This window comes from Alcaligenes sp. 1735tsa3, from assembly GCF_024134565.1.
GTDB lineage: Bacteria > Pseudomonadota > Gammaproteobacteria > Burkholderiales > Burkholderiaceae_B > Alcaligenes > Alcaligenes phenolicus.
This window is the reverse complement of the sequence record NZ_CP099862.1, coordinates 2930235-2949445: the sequence shown is the minus strand read 5'-3', so window position 1 is coordinate 2949445 and position 19211 is coordinate 2930235. Positions and strand designations below refer to the sequence as shown.

The window sequence follows — 19211 nt, the reverse complement described above, 5'->3', positions numbered from 1 at the left end:
AGATGGGGAGCAAGAATAACAGGGACTGCGGGGGCAGTGGTATCAGAAATTCATTGCGGCTATCTGTCTGCGCGGATTTTCTGGCCGGGCGGGCGCTGGCAAAGCGCTATTGTAAATGCCCTGTCTGACACTCTTGTCCTGCTTGCCAAGCAGGGTAAACAGGACTTGACGGCAAGGGGGAGTTTACTGCCTTATCATCCCAGCAGCCGTGCCGTGGTTTTCATTTGTTTTTTGGCGTGTTTTGCTGTGGGTGGCAGGTGCTGCGGTATCATACGACTCGCGGTGCCGGGCAGATCAAGATGCGCCTGTGCGCCTGTTCAAATTGGTCTTTTCTGAGCTGACTTCTACCCTGTGCGTCTAACCCAGATCAAACTAGCTGGTTTCAAATCCTTTGTGGACCCGACCTCCATCCCAACTCCCAGTCAGTTGGTTGGCGTTGTCGGGCCCAACGGCTGTGGAAAATCCAACATCATCGATGCGGTGCGCTGGGTGCTGGGCGAGAGCAAAGCCTCCGAGCTGCGTGGCGAGTCCATGCAGGACGTGATTTTCAATGGCTCCTCGCAACGCAAACCGGCGGGCCGCGCATCGGTTGAGCTGGTTTTCGATAATTCTGAAGGGCGGGCCTCGGGTCAGTGGAGCACCTATGCCGAGATCTCGGTACGGCGTGTCCTGAGCCGGGACGGGACCAGCAGCTACTTTCTGAACAATCAGGCTGTTCGCCGGCGTGATATTCACGACATCTTCCTGGGTACGGGCTTGGGGGCGCGGGGTTACGCCATCATCGGGCAGGGCATGATCAACCGCCTGATTGAAGCCAAGCCGGAAGAACTGCGTGTGTTTCTGGAAGAAGCCGCAGGCGTGTCGCGCTACAAGGAGCGTCGCCGCGAAACAGAAAGCCGCTTGCGCGATACCCGTGAAAACCTGCTGCGAGTGGAAGACATTCAAAGAGAACTGGATGCGCAGTTGGAGAAATTGCAGGCGCAGGCCGAAGTGGCACGCCAGTATCGTGACTTGCAGCAAGACGGTGAGCTCAAGCAAAACCTGCTGTGGCTGCTGAAAGAGTCCAATGCACAGAGCGATCAAAAAGCCCGTTTCCTGGCGATTGAACAGGCTCAGACCAAGCTGGAAGAATCCATTGCCGGTTTGCGGCATGCCGAATCCACGTTGGAGTCGCAGCGACAAGCTCATTTACAGGCTGGCGATGCCTTGCATCTGGCGCAAAGCCAGTTGTATGAGGCGGGCTCTCAAGTGTCCAGCCTGGAAGCGGAAATCCGCCACGTGCTGGATTCGCGCAGCCGCATGGCGCAGCGCCGTGAGCAACTGGAACAACAGCAGCATGACTGGATTGAACAACAAGAACATTGCCAGCAAGAACTGGAAAACAGTGAGCAGCAGCGCGAAGAAGCCGCGGTAAAGCTGGAAGAATTACAGATTCTGCTGGAGGAGGCGCAAGGCGCCTTGCCCGATCTGGAGCTGCGTGTACGCGAACAGGCCCAGCGTCGGGACGAAATGCGCATGGCTTTGGCGCGTCTGGAACAGAATTTGGCCTTGGCTGCGCAATCGCAGCGTGATGCCGACCGCCAGATTCAAGGCGTGGAGCAGCGTCAGGAGCGCTTGAAACAGGAGTTGCGCGAACTTAATGCTCCGGACCCGGACAATCTTGAGCGCCTGCAAGGCGATCTGAACATGCTGCAAAACCAGTTGCAGCAAGCTCAGGAGCATATGCAGCAACTGGAAGCCCAACTTCCTCGACTGGAAGAGGAGCGCAAGAAGGCGCAGGAGCAAGCCTTGCAAGGCGGGCAGGATATGGCCCGTCTGGAAGCACGTCATCTGGCCTTGAGTCGTTTGCAGGAGGATGTGGCGCGCAAGGGAACTCTGGAACCCTGGCTGGCCAAGCATGGACTGGAGAGCATGAAGCGTCTATGGCAAAGCCTGGACGTGGAAAAAGGCTGGGAAACTGCGCTGGAGGCTGTGCTGCGCGAGCGCATGACGGCCTTGGAGCTGCGCCGCCTGGATATGGCCGCAGCTTTCGCCAGTGATGCACCACCGGCCCGTTTAAGTTTTTATCAGTTGCCCGAGGCGGGAGCGCCGGCCAAGCCTGCCTTGGATTTACCCTTGTTGACTTCGGTGCTGCGTCAGCAAGAGGGCGGCTTGCGCAGCTTGCTGGATAATTGGTTGCACCAGGTTTATGTCTGTCAGGACTTGAAGCAGGCCCTGAGCTTGCGCGATCAACTGACAGATCAAATGGCAATCGTGGTGCGTGACGGCCATTTGGTGGATAAGCACAGCATTCGCTTTTATGCACCCGACTCCGAACAAGCCGGGATGCTGGCACGTCAGCAGGAAATTGCTCATCTGGAGCGCGAGCTGCGCGGCGCTCAACTGATTGTCGATGAACTGGGCCATACAAGCACCCAGGCCGAAATGGCCTTGCAGCAAGTGCGTAACGGCCTGGTTCCGGCCCGAGCCCGCGTGGGCGAGCTGACAGCTCGGATGCACGATGTGCAGCTGGAGCACTCCAAGTTGGCCCAACAGGCGCAGCAGTCGCAAGAGCGTGGTAGTCGCATCAACGAAGAGCTGGAAGAACTGGCAGTACAGCGCGAAGAGCTGCAGGCGAACCGCGAGGAGTTCGAGGCCCGCTTTGAAACGCTGGATGAAGAGCTGGCCGAACATCAGGGCGTGTTTGCCGAAGCGCAGATGGAAGGCGAGAAGGGCGCCGAACAGGCAGAACAGGCCCGCCGTACCGTACACGAGCGTGAGCGCGCCGTGCATGATGCCCAATTTGCCGAGCGTGCTTTGGTGCAGCGCATGGCCGAACTGCAGCGCAATCTGGCCCTGGCGCAGGAGCAGGCACAACGCACGGCCGGTCAGCTGGAAGGTTTGCAAGGCGAACTGCTGGATCTGGATGCGTCCGCTGCACAAGCCGGTTTACAAGATGCCCTGGAGTTGCGTGCCGAACGTGAAGAAGCCGTTCGTCTGGCAAAAATTCAACTCGATACGCTGGCTGCCCAATTGCGTGAGCATGAACAGGCCCGTGCCGAGAACGAAAAGAATCTGGCACCCTTGCGCGAGCAAGTCACTGAATTGCAGTTGCAGGAACAAGCGTCGCGTCTGGCGGTCGAACAGTTTGCTGAACAGCTGGACAGCAGAAAGGTAAACCGTTCCGAACTGTGGAGCTTGTTACAGGAAAAGACACCGGAATGGCAGCGTGTGGGCTGGTTGCAGTCTGAAGTGCAGCGCATCTCGCGCCAGATTGAAGGCCTGGGTCCGGTGAACCTGGCGGCCCTTGAGGAGCTGACTACGGCCCAGGAACGCAAGACCTATCTGGATGCTCAGCATAAAGATTTGAGTGATGCCATCGAGACCCTGGAAGATGCGATTCGCAAGATTGACCGCGAGACGCGCCAGTTGCTCATGGAAACATTCAACATCGTTAATCAGCACTTTGGCGAGCTTTTCCCAAGGCTATTTGGTGGTGGAGAGGCTAAACTGACGATGGTGGGCGATGAAGTGCTGGAAGCTGGGGTGCAGGTCATGGCTCAGCCACCAGGCAAGCGCAATAGCACGATTCATTTGCTCTCTGGTGGTGAAAAGGCATTGACAGCGACAGCGCTGGTTTTTGCCTTCTTCAAGCTCAATCCCGCACCCTTTTGTTTGCTGGACGAGGTGGATGCGCCACTGGATGATGCGAATACCGAACGCTATGCCAATCTGGTGGCCAGCATGAGTGACCAAACCCAGTTTTTATTTATTTCTCACAATAAAATTGCCATGCAGATGGCCAAACAACTGATCGGGGTCACCATGCAAGAGCAAGGTGTATCCCGAATTGTGGCAGTGGACGTAGACGCTGCCATGCAAATGAGCAGTGTGTAAGCCTGTTTTTTTTAATCCGCTAGTGTTGATTCGACGGAACTGACAATGAGTGATTTGCAAATCGCACTGATTTTATTGGGCATTTTGCTCATCTTGCTCGTGGTGGTCTTTAACTGGTGGCAAGACCGCCGAGTGCGCCAGCAGATGCAAAGCCAATTCCCGGATGGGGATACCGATCCCTTGATGAGCCAGCTCACCGAGCTGGAACGCCGCGAGCCCAGCATGACGCGTGGCGGCGATTCTGCGTCTGCTGACGGTGAGCACGATGCGGCCGAGGCCGACTGCACGACCGAGGCCGTTATCGATATCAGTTTCAGCCAGCCCGTGGATGCTCAGGATCTGGCTCAGGCCTTGCAATCGGTATCGCGTACCGGTGCCAAGCCTGTGCGTTATTTCGCGGAATGCGAAGGGGGCGGTCATCGTGCTCGCCTGCGTTCGGGCGAGTCCTACGCCAGCATGCAGATTGCCGTTTTACTGGCCAACCGTAGTGGCCCCTTGTCGGCGATCGAGTGGTCGCAGGTCTGGATGGCTGCGCAAGCGCTGGCACAGCAGTTTGATGGTTCGGTAGAAGGTCCGGAACAGGATGATGTGCTGCGTCGTGCGGCTGCCCTGGATAATACCTGCGCTGATCTGGATGCCCTGGTGGGCGTGTCGGTGCGCTTGCCTGGCCCCATGCCTGCCTCGTCCGTGATTCAAATGGTCAAGGATGCCGGCTTTCTGCCCTTTGGCCAGCAACTGGCCTGGTTGGCAGATTCGGGACAGCCCCGTTTCACCGCCATGTTCGATGGTGCCCAGCCCAAAGATATTCAGTCGGCCAGCATTGAGCGTATCGACTTGCTGCTGGATTTGCCCAACAGCCCTGCGGACGATCATGCCTTCAGCCGCATGGCAACGGTGGCCCGTGATCTGGCCAGCCGTCTGGACGGCGTGGTGCTGGATGATCAAGGCCGCCCCTTGCCCGAGAGCACCGACCAAAACATTGATGAACAACTAAGTAATCTGTACGAACGCCTGGAGCAGGCTGGCTTTACAGCAGGCCAGGAACGTACAGGCAGGATTTTTTCGTGAGCTTGAAGCGAGTACAGCAGTTACATGAAGAACTGGCCCAGCATAACTGGGCCTATTACGTTCAGGATGCGCCCAGCATTTCGGACGCGCAATACGACGCATTGATGAACGAGCTGCTGGCGCTGGAAGCCGAGCACCCGGAATGGATTACTCCGGACTCGCCCACACAGCGTGTGGGTGCAGCGCCTCTGGACGGTTTTGATACGGTTCAGCACGCTGTCCCCATGCTGTCCTTGGGTAATGCCTTTGATGCTGAAGAAGTTCAGGCCTTTGACAAGCGTGTCGCCGATACCCTGGTCGAGGCAGGTGTGGTGGGACTGGATCGTCGGGTAGATTATCTGGCCGAATACAAGTTTGACGGCCTGGCGATCAGCTTGCGCTATGAGCAAGGCCTGTTGGTACAGGCATCGACTCGCGGTGATGGCACCACGGGCGAGGACGTCACCAGCAATATTCGCACCATCAAGTCCATTCCTCTGCGCTTGCGTGGCGATGCGGCACAATTGCCTGCCGTGCTGGAGGTGCGAGGCGAGGTTCTGATGAACCGGGCGGACTTTGAGCGCCTGAACGAGAACCAGACCAAGCGTGGCGAGAAAGTATTTGTGAATCCGCGCAATGCGGCCGCAGGCAGCTTGCGTCAGCTGGACCCGAAAATAACTGCCAAACGGCCTTTGCGCTTTTTTGCCTATGGTTGGGGTGAGGTCAGCCCCATGCCTGCCGCGAATCAGCCACAAAGTGCCTTGTTTGCGGAACCCGCTGGCGAGGCACTGCCTCGTGATACCCAATCGGGCATGATGGACTGGCTGGAAAGCCTGGGTATGCCGTTGAGCCGCGACCGTAAAGTCGTGAAGGGCGTGCAGGGCTTGCTGGATTTCTATGGTGAAACCCAGCAACGTCGTCCCGGTTTGCCCTTTGAAATTGACGGTGTGGTCTACAAGGTCAACTCTTTGGCTGCGCAGCGTGTTCTGGGCTATGTGGCCCGTGCGCCGCGCTTTGCCGTTGCTCATAAATTCCCCGCGCAAGAAGAAATGACGCGTGTGGAGAGTATCGAGTTTCAAGTGGGCCGTACCGGGGTTGTCACACCCGTCGCACGTTTGAAGCCGGTGTTTGTGGGCGGTGTCACAGTCACTAATGCCACGCTGCATAACGAAGACGAAGTGCGTCGCAAAGATGTGCGAGCAGGCGATACCGTCGTGGTACGCCGTGCCGGTGATGTGATCCCTGAAGTGGTTGCTGTGGTGTTGGAGCAGCGTCCCGAGAGCAGCGTGCCTTTCGAGATGGTCAAGGAGTGTCCCGCTTGTCAGTCGGCACTGGAGCGTCTGGAAGGAGAGTCTGCCTGGCGTTGTACTGGTGGTCTGATTTGTCCTGCCCAGCGCAAGCAAACCCTGATTCACGCCGCCAGCCGTAAAGCGCTGGATATTGAAGGCTTGGGTGAAAAGCTGGTGGATCAGTTGGTGGAAACCGGGCTGGTGCGTACCTTGGCCGATATCTTCAAGCTGCAAGTTGAAAAGCTGGTGCTACTGGAGCGTATGGGACGCAAGTCGGCCGAGAATCTGATCGAGGCGATTGATAAAGTGCGCGAACCGGCCTTGAATCGTCTGATTTACGCCTTGGGCATCCGCCATGTGGGTGAGACCACGGCACGCGATCTGGCACAGCATTTTGGCTCCTTGCAGGCATTGGAGCAGGCTGATGAAGAAGCGCTGCTGCAGGTCAATGAGGTGGGCCCGGTTGTAGCAGCTTCCGTACGGCACTTTTTCCAGGAGCCGCATAATCGGGAGGCCCTGGATGCGCTGCTGGCGGCTGGGGTCACACCTCAACAGGCGCAAGCCCGCGCCAATAGCGCTAATCTGCCGCTGGCGGGCAAAACGGTGGTCATTACGGGTACGCTGCCCAGTATGAGCCGGGACGAAGCTACACGCCGTGTATTGGAAGCAGGGGGCAAGGCCAGTGGCTCGGTCTCCAAAAAGACGGCCTATGTGCTGGCAGGTGCAGAGGCGGGTTCCAAGCTCACCAAGGCGCAGGAGTTGGGCGTGACTATTTTGGACGAAGCCCAGTTCCTGGCTTTACTGGCGGGTGAATAGCACGGGGTGAGCCGTGAAGTTCTGGTGGCTTGAATCGTCCCGGTAGTGATTCAGTAGTGATCTGGGCTGGTCGTCACCTCATGAACGACCTCCAGTGAAGGAGATCTTCACTACAAACAAATATGGCGCCCTTGAGGCGCCATATTTGTTTTCCCCGCAAACCGCTTTATCAGGAAGACAAAGCGGCTGTCAAAGCCATTACTTGATGTTGGCTTCTTTCAGGATTTTTTGCTGGTACTCGGCCAGCTTGCGCTGACGCATCATTTCTTCCAGCTGAGGCTTCACTTCGGCCATGGCGGGGAAGGTCACAGGGCGAGCATCGTCCACCTGGATGATGTGCCAGCCAAACTGCGACTGCACAGGTGCAGCGCTTAGCTCGCCTTTTTTCATCTTCTCTACAGCCTGAGCGAACTCGGGCACGTAGGTGGAGCTAGGAGCCCAGCCCAGATCGCCGCCTTGCTGGCCGCTGCCGGTGTCGATGGAGTCTTTCTTGGCGGCATCAGCAAAGCTGATTTTCTTGGACTTGATCTTGGCCAGCAAATCTTTGGCGGCAGCTTCGTCCTTGACCAGAATGTGGCGGACCTTGTATTCCTGCTGACCTTCTTCCATCGCCTTGATGGTGTTGTATTCCTTGGTCAGGTCGGCGTCGGTGACAGGGTTCTTTTTCAGGTAGTCAGCCATCAGGGCACGGACCAGAATGCTCTGGCGGGCCAGTTCCAGCTCTTGCTGAACCTGGTTGGTCTTGTCGATACCGGCTTTTTCAGCGGCTTGCACCACAGCCAGACGGTTGACCATTTCCTGTTTGACTTGTTCACGCAGCTCGGGCGAGTCCTTGGCGCCTTGCTCGACCAGAACGGCGACGAACTGATCCAGGTCTTTTTGCGTGAGGTTTTTGCCGTTTACGGTGGCAATCGTCTGTGCATAGACGGGAGCAGCCATAGCGCAGGTCAGGGCAAATGCGGCAATACGTTTCATGAGCATCCTTAAGCGGTGGTTTTGGCTTGAATAGCCAATGCGTGAATCGGGAAAGGCATTAGATCGTGGACGCGATCATACACAAGTCTGTGTCGTGCCAGTGTTGAAATTCCATCAAATTGTTTCGAGGCGATGATCACCCGAAAGTGGCTTGCACCACCTTGTGCACCGGCGTGGCCAGCGTGCAGATGGGACTCATTGATGATGTCCAGCTCCGACGGTTCCAGTGCCTGGAGCCGTTCGTGAATCAGGGAAGCAAGTGCGTCTGTCATGGTGAAATCAGGATTTTGGGGGAGTGGAGTTGTCGGAAGAGTCTTGCAGGTAGCGGCCTAGCCACAAGGATTGGGCAACGACAAACACCAGCATCAAACCCAGCAGGCCGAAGGCCTTGAAGTTGACCCATTGGGATTCGGTAAAGTGGCCCGAGAAGGCAACGTACAGATTGACCAGGCCCATGGCGACAAAAAAGCTTGCCCAGACCAGGTTTAATTTGTCCCAGACATGGCCGGGCAAGACCAGATGGGTGCCCATGAATTTTTGCATCAGATTGCGATGCATCAGGTAACGTCCGCCCAGCAGCACCAGAGCAAAGATCCAGTACAGCACCGTGGGTTTCCAGCGGATGAAGACATCATTGTGGAAAAACAGGGTGGCACCGCCAAAGACCACAATGACGGCCAGATTGATCCAGTGCGAGGTCTCGATCGCCTTGCTGGTGAGCTTCAGCCACAGTATCTGCAGGACTGAGGCGGCCATGGCCACGCCGGTGGCGACATAAATGTCGGAGAAGCGAAACGCCAGAAAGAACAGTACGAGCGGGAATAGATCAAATAAGAGCTTCTTCATGCTTCGGGTTCAAAAGTCATGGATAGAGAGTTAATGCAATATCGTAGCCCAGTGGGTGGGGGACCGTCTTCAAAGACGTGCCCCAAATGAGCATCGCAGACATTGCAAAGCACTTCGGTACGGCGCATGCCGTGACTGGTATCCAGCTCCTCGCGCACATTGTCCGGGTTCAGGGGCGTGAAGTAGCTGGGCCAGCCGCAACCGGCATCAAACTTCGTGTCCGAGGCAAACAGGGGTGTGCCGCAACCGACGCAGCGGTAGATGCCGGGCGTGGTGGTGTCCCAGTAGCGGCCGGTAAAGGGGCGCTCCGTCCCTTTCTGACGGGTGACATAGAATTCTTCGGGGCTGAGCTGGGCGCGCCACTCAGCGTCTGTTTTACGTACTTTTTCCACGTGTGCTGCCTTATGAAAAACAGTTCAATGCCTACAGGAGGTGCAGTCCTACATAGTAATCGACAATTAGAGTGCGTTTGGAACAGAGGGTTCCAAAGTGCAGATCTTCCTGACCTCCAGTGGGCTCTCCAGTGAAGAAAATCGCGGCACAGGGCACTTAATTAGTGAGCTATCACTTTAGTTAGTGCACTATTTAAACTTTTAATATTTAAGGTAAACACCAATATCTGAAATTCTCGTGACTTGATACGTTTCTGGTATGTGCTGGTGATTATCTGTATTACGATTTTTTGACCGTTAAATCGGTCCACAACAATGAACAAAATTTGGGAGAAAAGGATGAACTGCATTACTACTGGTCGCCTGACGACATTGGCTGCAGCCCTGGCCTTGAGCCTGCCCGTGGCCGTGTCCGCGCAGATCAAGGTGGGTGTGACGGTGGCAGCGACAGGACCGGCGGCCTCGCTGGGCATTCCTGAGCGCAATACAGTCAGCCTGCTGCCTACTGAAGTGGCCGGCCAGAAAATCGAGTACATCGTTCTGGACGATGCAACCGATACCACCGTAGCTGTACGCAATATGCGCAAGCTGATCACCGATGACAAAGTGGACGTGGTGATCGGTACTTCCGTGACCCCCGGTTCCCTGGCCATGGTGGACGTTGCCGGCGAAACCAAGACTCCCATGATCAGTGTGGCCGCCAACGCCAAGATTGTTGATCCTGTGGAAGGCGCCCGTACCTGGGTGTTCAAGACCCCTCAGAATGACCAGTTGATGGCCGGTGCCCTGGCCGATGCCATGGTCAAGCAGAACGTCAAAACCCTGGGCTTTATCGGCTACAACGACGCCTACGGTGACGGCTGGCTGAACGTGATTACCGAAGCCGCTCAAGCCAAAGGCATCAAAGTGCTGGGCGCCGAGCGCTACGGTCGTAACGACACCAGCGTGACCGGTCAGGTTCTGAAGCTGCTGGGCACCAAGCCTGATGCCGTTCTGATCGCCGGTTCCGGCACCCCTGTTGCCTTGCCCCAGCGCGAACTGAAAGGTCGCGGCTACGCTGGCATCATTTACCAGACACACGGTGCCGCCAACAGCGACGTGCTGCGTGTGTGTGGCAAAGACTGTAACGACATGATCTTGCCAGCCGGTCCTTTGCTGGTTGCCGAACAACTGCCTGACAGCAGCTCGGTGAAAAAGACCGCCATGGACTACAAGGAAAAATACGAAGCCAAATACGGCGCTGGCTCCATCAATACCTTTGGTGGTCACATGTGGGATGCCGGTCTGCTCGTGACCGAAGCCATTCCGGAAGCCCTGAAGTCCGGCGCCAAGCCAGGTACCCCCGAGTTCCGCGCAGCCCTGCGTGATGCTCTGGAGCAAACCAAGGAACTGGCTGCTTCCCAAGGTGTGTTCAATATGTCTGCAACGGACCACGCCGGTCTGGACAAGCGTGCCCACGTGATTGTGAAAGTGGTCGACGGTAAATGGACGTATCAGCCTGATCTGTAATATCTGACAGGCAAAAACCGGCTCAAGAGCCGGTTTTTTCCAAGGCGGGTGCTGGCTGATCCTGGCACCCGTTCCCGCTACAGGCCTGCGTTTGCCGTAAGCCCTTTGCCCTTTTTTGTTGTACAGGATGTTGTCCGACATGGATACCACCATCGCTTTAATTTTGTTGCAGGATGGCATATTGAATGGCGCCATCTATGCCTTGCTCGGGCTCGCCCTGGTTCTGGTTTTCCTGGTTACCCGCGTTATCTTTATCCCGCAAGGTGAGTTCGTCACCTTTGGCGCCTTGACCCTGGCCTTTGTGGTCAATGGCCGCATGCCGGGAACCGTTATTTTGCTATTGATCGCCGGTGCGCTGGTGTTCTTGCTGGAGTTGCTCTCTGCCTTGCGCAGCCGCAGCCTGGCCGGCATGCCCCGCAAGTTTCTGGTCAATATCGTGATCCCCGTCGCGGTTTACTTTGCCGCTCCCGCCATTGTCAGCTCGGAGCTGCCATTGTGGGTGGCCGTGCTGTTCTCGCTGGCGGTGGTGATTCCTCTGGGCCCTATGGTCTACCGCCTGGTATACCAGCCTATCGCCGAAGCCAGTGTGCTGGTGCTGCTGATTACCTCGGTCGCCGTGCACTTCGCGCTGACGGGTCTGGGTTTGGTGTTCTTCGGTCCGGAAGGCTGGCGCACGCCTCCCTTCATGGAAGGTGAAGTGTCCCTGGGTGCAGTGAGCTGGTCCGCTCAAACCTTCTTTGTGATGGGCGCCTGCGTGGTCCTGATTCTGGCCTTGTGGGGCTTTTTTGGTAAGACTCTTTACGGTCGCGCCCTGCGTGCCACGGCGGTGAACCGTCGTGGTGCCCGTCTGGTGGGTATCAGTACCAATATGTCCGGATCCCTGACCTTCACTCTGGCTGCGGCCATCGGTGCCTTGTCAGGCATGCTGATTGCGCCTGTAACGACCATCTACTACGACACGGGCTTTTTGATTGGTCTTAAAGGCTTTGTGGCTGCAATCTTTGGCGGCCTGATCAGCTACCCCGTCACCCTCTTGGGTGCCTTGTTCCTGGGTGTTCTGGAAGCGTTTTCCTCTTTCTGGGCCAGTGCCTACAAAGAAGTTATTGTATTTACCATGGTGATACCGGTGTTGTTGTGGCGCTCCTTCGGTAGCAAGCACGTGGATGATGAGGAGTAAATCACATGAGACACTGGCTGACGCTACTATTTATTGCGGTTCTATTGGTTTTGCCGCAGCTGGGCGCAACGCCCGAATTCTGGATTACCCAGCTTAACTATATTGGTTTGACCAGCTTGGTCGTGCTGGGTCTGGTGTTGTTGACTGGCGTGGGTGGTCTGACTTCTTTTGGTCAGGCTGCATTTGTGGGCCTGGGTGCATACACTACGGCGTACCTGACGGCTCGCCTGGGCTGGTCGCCCTGGTTCAATCTGCTGATTGGCATGGCCATTACCATGATGGTGGCCTACATTCTGGGCGCGATCACACTGCGCTTGTCCGGTCACTTCCTGCCCCTGTGTACCTTGGCCTGGGGCCTGGCCTTGTACTACCTGTTCGGTAACCTGGAGTTCCTGGGGCAGTACGATGGTATTTCCGGTATTGCTCCTTTGGAGTTCTTCGGTATTTCCCTGTCCTCCGGTCGGGATATTTACTACCTGATCTGGGCCTTTGCCTTGCTGGCCATGTGGGGTACGCGTAACCTGCTGAACTCCCGTCCCGGACGTGCTATTCGCGCTCTGAAGCACGGCAGCGGCATGGCCGAGTCCTTTGGTGTGAACATGGCCAATTACAAGGTCATCGTGTTCGTTTACGCCGCTTTGCTGGCTTGTGTGTCCGGTTGGCTCTACGCGCACTACCAGCGCGCCGTCTCGCCTAGCCCCTTCGGTTTGAACTACGGTATTGAATACCTGTTCATGGCCGTGTTGGGCGGAGCAGGCAGTGTCTGGGGTGCCGTTCTGGGTTCGGCCCTGGTGCTGAGCCTGAAAGACCAGTTGCAGAACTGGTTGCCCAAGCTGCTCAATACCGACATCAACTTCGAGCTGATCGTTTTCGGTATCTTGATGGTTCTGATCTTGCAGTACGCGCGCGACGGTTTGTGGCCCATCCTGCACAAGGCCTGGGAACAGGTTTTCGGTGCACAGAAGCGTCATCAGGCTGCCCCCCCACAAACCGAGGCTTTGCCTCAACGTGAGCGTCCGCAGGCCGGTTCGCTGGTTCTGGAAGTGAACAAGATTCGCAAGGAGTTCGGTGGTCTGGTGGCTGTGAACGACATCAGCTTCACCTTGAACGCAGGTCAGATCATGGGCCTGATCGGTCCTAACGGTGCGGGCAAGAGCACGACCTTTAACCTGATTACCGGCGTGCTGTCGGCCACCAGTGGCCAGGTCAGCTTTCTGGGGCAGCGGATTGATGGCAAACCTGCACGCGAGATTTCTCGTCTGGGCGTGGGCCGTACCTTCCAGCACGTGCAATTGCTGCCTACCATGACGGTTCTGGAGAACGTGGCACTGGGCGCTCACTTGCGTCGGAATGTCGGTGTGGTGTCCGCCGTCCTGCATACCGAGCGTCGCAGCGAAGCCGAGCTGTTGCACGAAGCGGCTGTTCAGCTGCAGCGTGTGGGTCTGGGTGACTACCTGTACGAAGAGGCGGGCAATCTGGCCCTGGGCCAACAGCGTATTCTGGAAATTGCCCGTGCTCTGGCTTCTGATCCGCTGCTTTTGCTGCTGGACGAACCGGCTGCCGGCTTGCGCTACAAGGAAAAGCAGGAACTGGCCAAAGTGCTGGATCAGCTGCGTAGCGAAGGCATGAGCATTCTGCTGGTGGAGCATGACATGGACTTTGTCATGAATTTGACGGACAAGCTGGTGGTCATGGACTTTGGCACCAAGCTGGCCGAAGGTTTGCCCAAGGAAATTCAGGAAAATCCAGCCGTGCTGGAAGCCTACCTGGGTGGTATTGATGACGACCTGGATCTGGATCAGGTCAATGAGCCCGCCTCGGCAGGAGCAGCGCTATGAGTTCGGCACAATCGAAAGACATTATTCTGAAGGTAGACAATCTGGCGGCTCAGTACGGCAAAGTCAGTGCCGTGATGGGTGCCAGCCTGGACGTGCGTGCCGGCAGCATTGTGACCGTGATTGGTGCCAACGGCGCCGGTAAGTCCACTTTGCTCAATTCCATGATGGGTTCTTTGCCCAGCGTGGGCCGCAGCACAGGCTCGGTGCAGTACGAAGGGCAGGAGATCAGCCATTGGGAAGTGGAGCGTCGTGTTGCGGCCGGTATTTCCCTGGTGCCAGAGCGCCGCGAGCTGTTTGGCAGCATGACAGTAGAAGACAATCTGCTGTTGGGCGGTTTTCGCCTGTATCGTGCCCGCCATCCCGGTTGGCGCGACACCATGGACAAGGTCTACACCTTGTTTCCCCGCTTGAAAGAGCGTCGTACACAGCTGGCAGGGACTTTGTCAGGTGGGGAACGGCAGATGCTGGCCGTAGGCCGTGCCTTGATGGCGCAACCCAAAGTGCTGATGCTGGATGAACCCAGTCTGGGCCTGGCGCCGCGTGTGGTGCGGGAGATCTTCATGATCATTGCCCGACTGCGCAGTACCGGCGTGGCCATCTTGCTGGTCGAGCAAAATGCGCGTGCCGCTTTGCAAGTGGCTGACTACGGTTATGTTCTGGAGACGGGCGATGTGGTGCTGCAAGGGCCCGCGTCTGACCTGGCTCATAATCCCCGAGTGATAGAAAGTTATCTGGGCTTGGGGCAGGGCAAACGCGAGCAGGAAGAGGCGACAGCTTAGAAGCGGTAGCCGACCCCGATGGTGGCAACCACGGGGTCTAGCTTGGCTTTGCCAATGGACTGGCCGTTCAGCTTCACGTCTGGGCGGATGCTGATGTAACGCACGTCAGCATTCAGGAACCAGTTCTTGTCCAGCTTGTAATCCACACCGACCTGGGCTGCAAAACCCCAGCTGTTTTTCAGCTTCAGGTCGGAACCCGCCAGAGCACCGCGCGACTCGGTGTCAAAGAACATGGTGTAGTTCACGCCCACGCCCACATAGGGCTGGAAGTCGCTGTCAGGCAGGAAGTGGTATTGCAGGCTCAGGGTTGGGGGCAAGTGCTTGGTCTTGCCGATACGACCCAGATTGCTGTCGATATTGTGCTGGAAGGGGAAAGCGCCCAGCAGCTCAATACCAATATTGCGGGTGGCCATGTAAGTCAGCGAGAAGCTGGGGCGGGCATTATTGCCTACGTCCAGCTTGACGGTGCCATCAGCCACAGAGCCGTTATTGGATTTTGGGGATACCCAGGTCACGCCACCTTTGAGCAAGAAATCACCCGCTTCGTGTGTTTGGCCTTGAGGCGCGTACAAAACAGCGGCCAGTCCAACAGCAAGCAAGGACAGGTGCAGACCTGGAATCAAGTGGCGGGATTTCATAGGAGCTCCGTAGGTGTGTGTAAAGCCTACAGAGTGCATGAGGGCTGGGCCTGCGGATTTGATCCAAAGCAAGCTTCAGAGGTAGTTGGCCGCCTGACCTTGTTGTAGATCAAGTAAGCAGAATTCATGCGGGGCCAATTTGGCCGCTATGTCTGTTTTTAGCATCACCTGGTAACAGTCCGGAAATGGAAAGCCTTGGAACCCGTCCGGTTATTTCTGGGCGTTTTTCCACTTTTCGGGATGCCTGTTTATTGGGATCCTGGGATCCTGTACCTGCCTTCCAGGCAAGGACAAGCAGGGGGAAAACGCAGGTTTGGAGCTTGGCGAATCAAGTGCTCATACATTCAGGAGTGCGTGCAGGGCTTCGTATTTATGGCTTAATTCGTTGCGGCTGAATCGCTCGATAATTTGCCCTTGTTCCAGCACATGAAACTGATCGCTGAACTCTGCCGAGAAATGCGGGCATTGTTCGGCCAGCACAATGGTGTAGCCCTCATTGCGCAGCGTGCAGATCAATTTGCTCAGTGTCTGGGCCTGCACCGGGGCCAAGCCCTCGGATACCTTGTCCAGAAGCAGCAGATTCACACCCGTGCGCAGCAAGCGCGCAATCGCCAGTATCTTTTGTTCCCCAGTAGACAGGTGGGTAGCCATATGGTGGCGCCGCTGCTCCAGACTGGGCAATAGTTCATAGATTTGTACCAGCGACATTCCACCACCCAGGGCTGTTCCTATGGCAGGCGGCAGCAGGAGGTTTTCCTCGCAGCTCAAGCCGGTAAAAATGCTTTGTTCGTAGGGGCTGTAGCCCACGCCCAGATCTGCCAGCTGATGCTGGTTCAGGTGAATGGCTTCGGTGCCTTGGATACGGATGGAGCCGCGGCGGCTATCCGTTAAACCCACGATGGCGCGTAGCATGGCGCTGCGGCCGGCCCGGTTGCGGCTCAAGACAGTGCAGATTTCGCCGGAAGCGACCTGCAAATTCAAACCGCGCAAGAGCGGGAACTCTCGGTGCCAGGCGTACAGATTCTCAATATCCAGGGCAGCCCGTGTCATGAGAACGCTCCTTGTCGTGAGTCGTCAATATGGGCCTGTACGTTGGCTGGTCGGCGCAGGAACCCGTTACGCGTCCTTTGCCTCTTACCGCGGTGATTCCATCGCCAGCAAACTATAGGCAGAGTCCTTCATGCGTTTCAGTATGGAAGCGCCGACGAAGCAAAACTATGCGGGTTTGTCATAGGATGGTCCGGTTTAATGCACTGTTTGGTAAACAAATGTTGTTAAACCGGGTATGTGTTACTTAAGTGTTAACGGTTTTCGGTTTGAAGTCGCACAAATCCGAGATGCCGCACTGGGGGCACTTGGGCTTGCGGGCTACACAAATGTAGCGGCCATGCAAAATCAGCCAGTGGTGGGCGTCCAGCAAAAAAGGCTTGGGTATGACTTTCTCCAGCTTCTTTTCCACTTCGACCACGTTCTTGCCGGGCGCAATGCCGGTGCGGTTCGCTACACGGAAAATATGTGTGTCTACCGCAATGGTGGGCAGGCCAAACGCGGTGTTCAAGACCACGTTGGCGGTTTTGCGACCTACACCGGGAAGCGCTTCCAGAGCGGCGCGATCACAGGGAACCTTGCCTTGATGCAAGTCCAGCAGCATCTGACAGGTCTTGATGACATTGGCGGCCTTGGTCTTGTACAGACCGATGGTCTTGATGGCCTCGCGCAAGCCTTCTTCACCCATGGCCAGAATTCCTTCGGGCGTGCCATGCTCGGGAAAGAATCGGGCTGTGGCCAGGTTCACGGAGCGATCAGTGGCCTGGGCCGACAAAATCACGGCAATCAGCAGCTGAAAGGTGTCAGCGTATTCCAGTTCGGTGGTGGGTTTGGGGTTGGCAGCCTGAAAACGACTGAAAATCTCGTAGCGCTTGGCAGCGTTCATGGTGTGGTTCCGCTTGCAGTCTTGCTGGCACGGCGGGCACGGGCGCGAGCCAGGGCAGAGGCGATGGATGCCTCGCGTTTATCAGCCTGATCGGCATCATTGGCCAGAACGGGTTTATTGGCCAGGGTACGGGCCGCCAGATCCGAGCTTTCCTTGTGGCGATTCAGCAGGCGCTCCCGGCGCTGTTCGGTATCCAGGCGTGCTTGAGCGGCCTGTTCGGCGCTCCAGTCGTCGGTGGGCACCATGCTGATGCAGTCCACCGGACAGGGTGGTACACAGAGCTCACAGCCCGTGCAGCGATCGGCCAGCACGGTATGCATCAGCTTGTTGGCGCCAATAATGGCGTCCACCGGACAGGCCTGGATGCACAAGGTGCAACCAATACAGTGTTCTTCGATAATCACCGCCCGACTGGGGCCGGTGAATTCGCCACAGGACGGATCCAGGGGCAGGGCCTCACGACCCAGCAGCTCGGCCAGGGCTTGTACGCCTTCCTGCCCGCCTGGCGGGCAGCGGTTGATGGCCTCGCCCTCAAGCGCGATGGCTTGGGCATAGGGCAGACAGGCGTCGTAACCACAGCGGGTGCACTGGGTTTGAGGGAGCAGGGCGTCAATGCGCCGTATTAAGGTGTCGGACATGAATGCAAAAACGGGGCCATCTGGCCCCGTCAGAAACGGCCTAAGCCAAATATCAGTTGTGCTGACGGATGAAGTCCCTGATTTTAGGACAGATCAGCGTGCGCCAGCGACTTCCGGAGAAAATCCCGTAATGCCCACAGTTGGGTGCGGTGAATTGTTGCTTGAGTTCAGGGGCAATTTTTGCGCACAGCGCTTGAGCCGAATGGGTCTGGCCCTGGCCGGAAATATCGTCCAGTTCGCCCTCAATGGTGAACAAGGCTACGCCATCAATATCTTGTGGACGAACCTGTTCGCCATGCACGTGCCATTGGCCCTTGGGCAGGCGGTGCTCTTGGAACACAATGCGGATCGTGTCCAGATAGAACTCGGCGGGCATATCCAGCACGGCATTGTATTCGTCGTAGAAACGGCGGTGTGCTTGTGCGTCGTCATCATCACCCTTGATCAGGTGCTGATAAAAGTCGTAGTGCGAGCTGACGTGACGATCCGGATTCATGGCCACAAAGCCGGCATGCTGCAAAAAGCCGGGGTACACGCGACGGTGAGCACCGGGGTACTTGGTGGGCACGCGATGAATCAGATTGTTTTCAAACCAGGAGTAGGACTTGGTCGTGGCCAGACGGTTCACTTCCGTAGGCGACTGACGCGTGTCGATGGGACCACCCATCATGATCATGCTGCGCGGCATCACGGCCGAGCGGCGGGTCGCCATTAGCGAGACGGCAGCCAGTACTGGCACTGTGGGTTGGCAAACCGACATGACGTGCACCTTCGAGCCCAGCGCCTGGATGAACTCCTGCACATACAGAACGTAATCGTCCAGATGGAAGGGGCCGGCCGAACGGGGCACCATGCGGGCATCAATCCAGTCGGTGACATAGACGGAGTGATCGGGCAACAGCGCACGTACGGTTTCACGCAGCAAGGTGGCGTGGTGGCCGGACAAAGGGGCTACCAGCAAAATTGTGGGGTCCTGAGCGGCTTTGGGGTGATCACGCTCGAAGTGGATCAACTTGCAGAAGGGCTTGCTCAGGTGTTCGACCTCGCGCACGGCAACGGTCTGGCCGTCGATCTGGGTTTCGTTCAGCCCCCAGGCTGGCTTTTCGTAATCCTTGCCGATACGGTGTACCAGTTCAGAGGCCGCCGCCAGTTGGCGCGACAGGGGCGTGTAGGCCAGTGGACTGTATGGGTTGGAGAACCATTGGGAGCTGGTGCCGGTAAAGGCAGCCAGCGGGGCCAGAAAGGACCGCTGAAGTTCGTGCAGATCGTAAAGCATAGTGTGCGCCTTGGTGTTGCCTAATTTGATACAGAGGAATGTATATGCTTATTCCTGTGGGAAACAATACGACGTTTACCGTTCCTCTGTACTTGGGATTTTCCCTTGCTGCAGTGCGGCAAGTTTTTTATCAAAAGGCGAGATTGGGCGCAAGAGTGGCTGGATAGGAACGCAGCCACCGG

16 protein-coding genes are annotated in these 19211 nt (G+C 56.9%); 7 read left to right on the top strand and 9 right to left on the bottom strand.

Annotated features, from left to right (window positions below; translation table 11 throughout):
• Positions 1 to 351 precede the first annotated feature (351 nt).
• From smc to ligA, 3 genes are read left to right on the top strand one after another with little or no spacing between them, the layout of a single operon-like run.
• Positions 352 to 3876 (top strand): chromosome segregation protein SMC, encoded by a 3525-nt coding sequence (smc, locus tag NIZ92_RS13750; RefSeq protein WP_226349206.1) that lies wholly within the window; start codon positions 352 to 354, stop codon positions 3874 to 3876.
• 45 nt (positions 3877 to 3921) lie between these two features.
• The gene (locus NIZ92_RS13745) at positions 3922 to 4944 is read left to right on the top strand and encodes a cell division protein ZipA C-terminal FtsZ-binding domain-containing protein (protein WP_035272478.1); all 1023 of its coding nucleotides are present in this window, start codon (positions 3922 to 3924) and stop codon (positions 4942 to 4944) included.
• Positions 4941 to 7028 (top strand): NAD-dependent DNA ligase LigA, encoded by a 2088-nt coding sequence (ligA, locus tag NIZ92_RS13740; protein ID WP_021446881.1) that lies wholly within the window; start codon positions 4941 to 4943, stop codon positions 7026 to 7028. Before NIZ92_RS13745 ends, ligA begins: the two co-directional genes overlap by 4 nt.
• A 198-nt stretch (positions 7029 to 7226) precedes the next feature.
• Here the strand turns inward: ligA and NIZ92_RS13735 are convergent, their stop codons facing one another.
• Genes NIZ92_RS13735 through msrB form a run of 4 tightly spaced genes read right to left on the bottom strand, consistent with a single transcriptional unit; the run spans position 7227 to position 9241 of the window.
• Positions 7227 to 8003 (bottom strand): peptidylprolyl isomerase, encoded by a 777-nt coding sequence (locus NIZ92_RS13735; protein WP_026483124.1) that lies wholly within the window; start codon positions 8001 to 8003, stop codon positions 7227 to 7229.
• Between the two features lie 8 nt (positions 8004 to 8011).
• A complete protein-coding gene (locus NIZ92_RS13730) occupies positions 8012 to 8275 on the bottom strand; it encodes a BolA family transcriptional regulator (protein ID WP_009456641.1) in 264 nt (87 codons plus the stop codon).
• Between the two features lie 7 nt (positions 8276 to 8282).
• On the bottom strand, positions 8283 to 8849 hold the full coding sequence (locus NIZ92_RS13725) for a septation protein A (RefSeq protein WP_009456639.1): 567 nt from the start codon (positions 8847 to 8849) through the stop codon (positions 8283 to 8285).
• Positions 8846 to 9241, bottom strand: coding sequence for a peptide-methionine (R)-S-oxide reductase MsrB (msrB, locus tag NIZ92_RS13720; protein ID WP_009456637.1), 396 nt, complete (start codon positions 9239 to 9241; stop codon positions 8846 to 8848). Before msrB ends, NIZ92_RS13725 begins: the two co-directional genes overlap by 4 nt.
• 339 nt (positions 9242 to 9580) lie before the next feature.
• Here msrB and NIZ92_RS13715 point away from each other — a divergent pair, with 339 nt between their 5' ends.
• The 4 genes from NIZ92_RS13715 to NIZ92_RS13700 all read left to right on the top strand — a co-directional run bounded on the left by NIZ92_RS13715 (position 9581) and on the right by NIZ92_RS13700 (position 14544).
• The gene (locus NIZ92_RS13715; RefSeq protein WP_009456635.1) at positions 9581 to 10750 is read left to right on the top strand and encodes an ABC transporter substrate-binding protein; all 1170 of its coding nucleotides are present in this window, start codon (positions 9581 to 9583) and stop codon (positions 10748 to 10750) included.
• Positions 10751 to 10889: 139 nt separating this feature from the next.
• Positions 10890 to 11927 (top strand): branched-chain amino acid ABC transporter permease, encoded by a 1038-nt coding sequence (locus tag NIZ92_RS13710; protein ID WP_035272757.1) that lies wholly within the window; start codon positions 10890 to 10892, stop codon positions 11925 to 11927.
• Between the two features lie 5 nt (positions 11928 to 11932).
• Positions 11933 to 13765 carry an ATP-binding cassette domain-containing protein gene (locus NIZ92_RS13705; protein WP_254002107.1) on the top strand — a complete coding sequence of 611 codons (1833 nt, stop codon included), beginning with the start codon at positions 11933 to 11935 and terminating at the stop codon, positions 13763 to 13765.
• The gene (locus tag NIZ92_RS13700; RefSeq protein ID WP_026483121.1) at positions 13762 to 14544 is read left to right on the top strand and encodes an ABC transporter ATP-binding protein; all 783 of its coding nucleotides are present in this window, start codon (positions 13762 to 13764) and stop codon (positions 14542 to 14544) included. Before NIZ92_RS13705 ends, NIZ92_RS13700 begins: the two co-directional genes overlap by 4 nt.
• Here the strand turns inward: NIZ92_RS13700 and NIZ92_RS13695 are convergent.
• From NIZ92_RS13695 to NIZ92_RS13675, 5 genes are all read right to left on the bottom strand, one after another.
• Positions 14541 to 15182: an OmpW family protein gene (locus NIZ92_RS13695; protein ID WP_009456629.1), complete on the bottom strand. Its 642-nt coding sequence runs from the start codon at positions 15180 to 15182 to the stop codon at positions 14541 to 14543. The genes NIZ92_RS13700 and NIZ92_RS13695 overlap by 4 nt on opposite strands.
• 336 nt (positions 15183 to 15518) lie before the next feature.
• Positions 15519 to 16232 carry an ATP-binding cassette domain-containing protein gene (locus NIZ92_RS13690; protein WP_060186482.1) on the bottom strand — a complete coding sequence of 238 codons (714 nt, stop codon included), beginning with the start codon at positions 16230 to 16232 and terminating at the stop codon, positions 15519 to 15521.
• Between the two features lie 244 nt (positions 16233 to 16476).
• Positions 16477 to 17115, bottom strand: a complete 639-nt coding sequence (nth, locus tag NIZ92_RS13685) for an endonuclease III (RefSeq protein ID WP_026483118.1) — start codon at positions 17113 to 17115, stop codon at positions 16477 to 16479.
• The gene (locus NIZ92_RS13680) at positions 17112 to 17753 is read right to left on the bottom strand and encodes an RnfABCDGE type electron transport complex subunit B (RefSeq protein WP_009456623.1); all 642 of its coding nucleotides are present in this window, start codon (positions 17751 to 17753) and stop codon (positions 17112 to 17114) included. The genes nth and NIZ92_RS13680 overlap by 4 nt, the downstream gene beginning before the upstream one ends.
• A 52-nt stretch (positions 17754 to 17805) precedes the next feature.
• Positions 17806 to 19029: a polyhydroxyalkanoate depolymerase gene (locus NIZ92_RS13675; protein WP_083053269.1), complete on the bottom strand. Its 1224-nt coding sequence runs from the start codon at positions 19027 to 19029 to the stop codon at positions 17806 to 17808.
• Positions 19030 to 19211 lie beyond the last annotated feature (182 nt).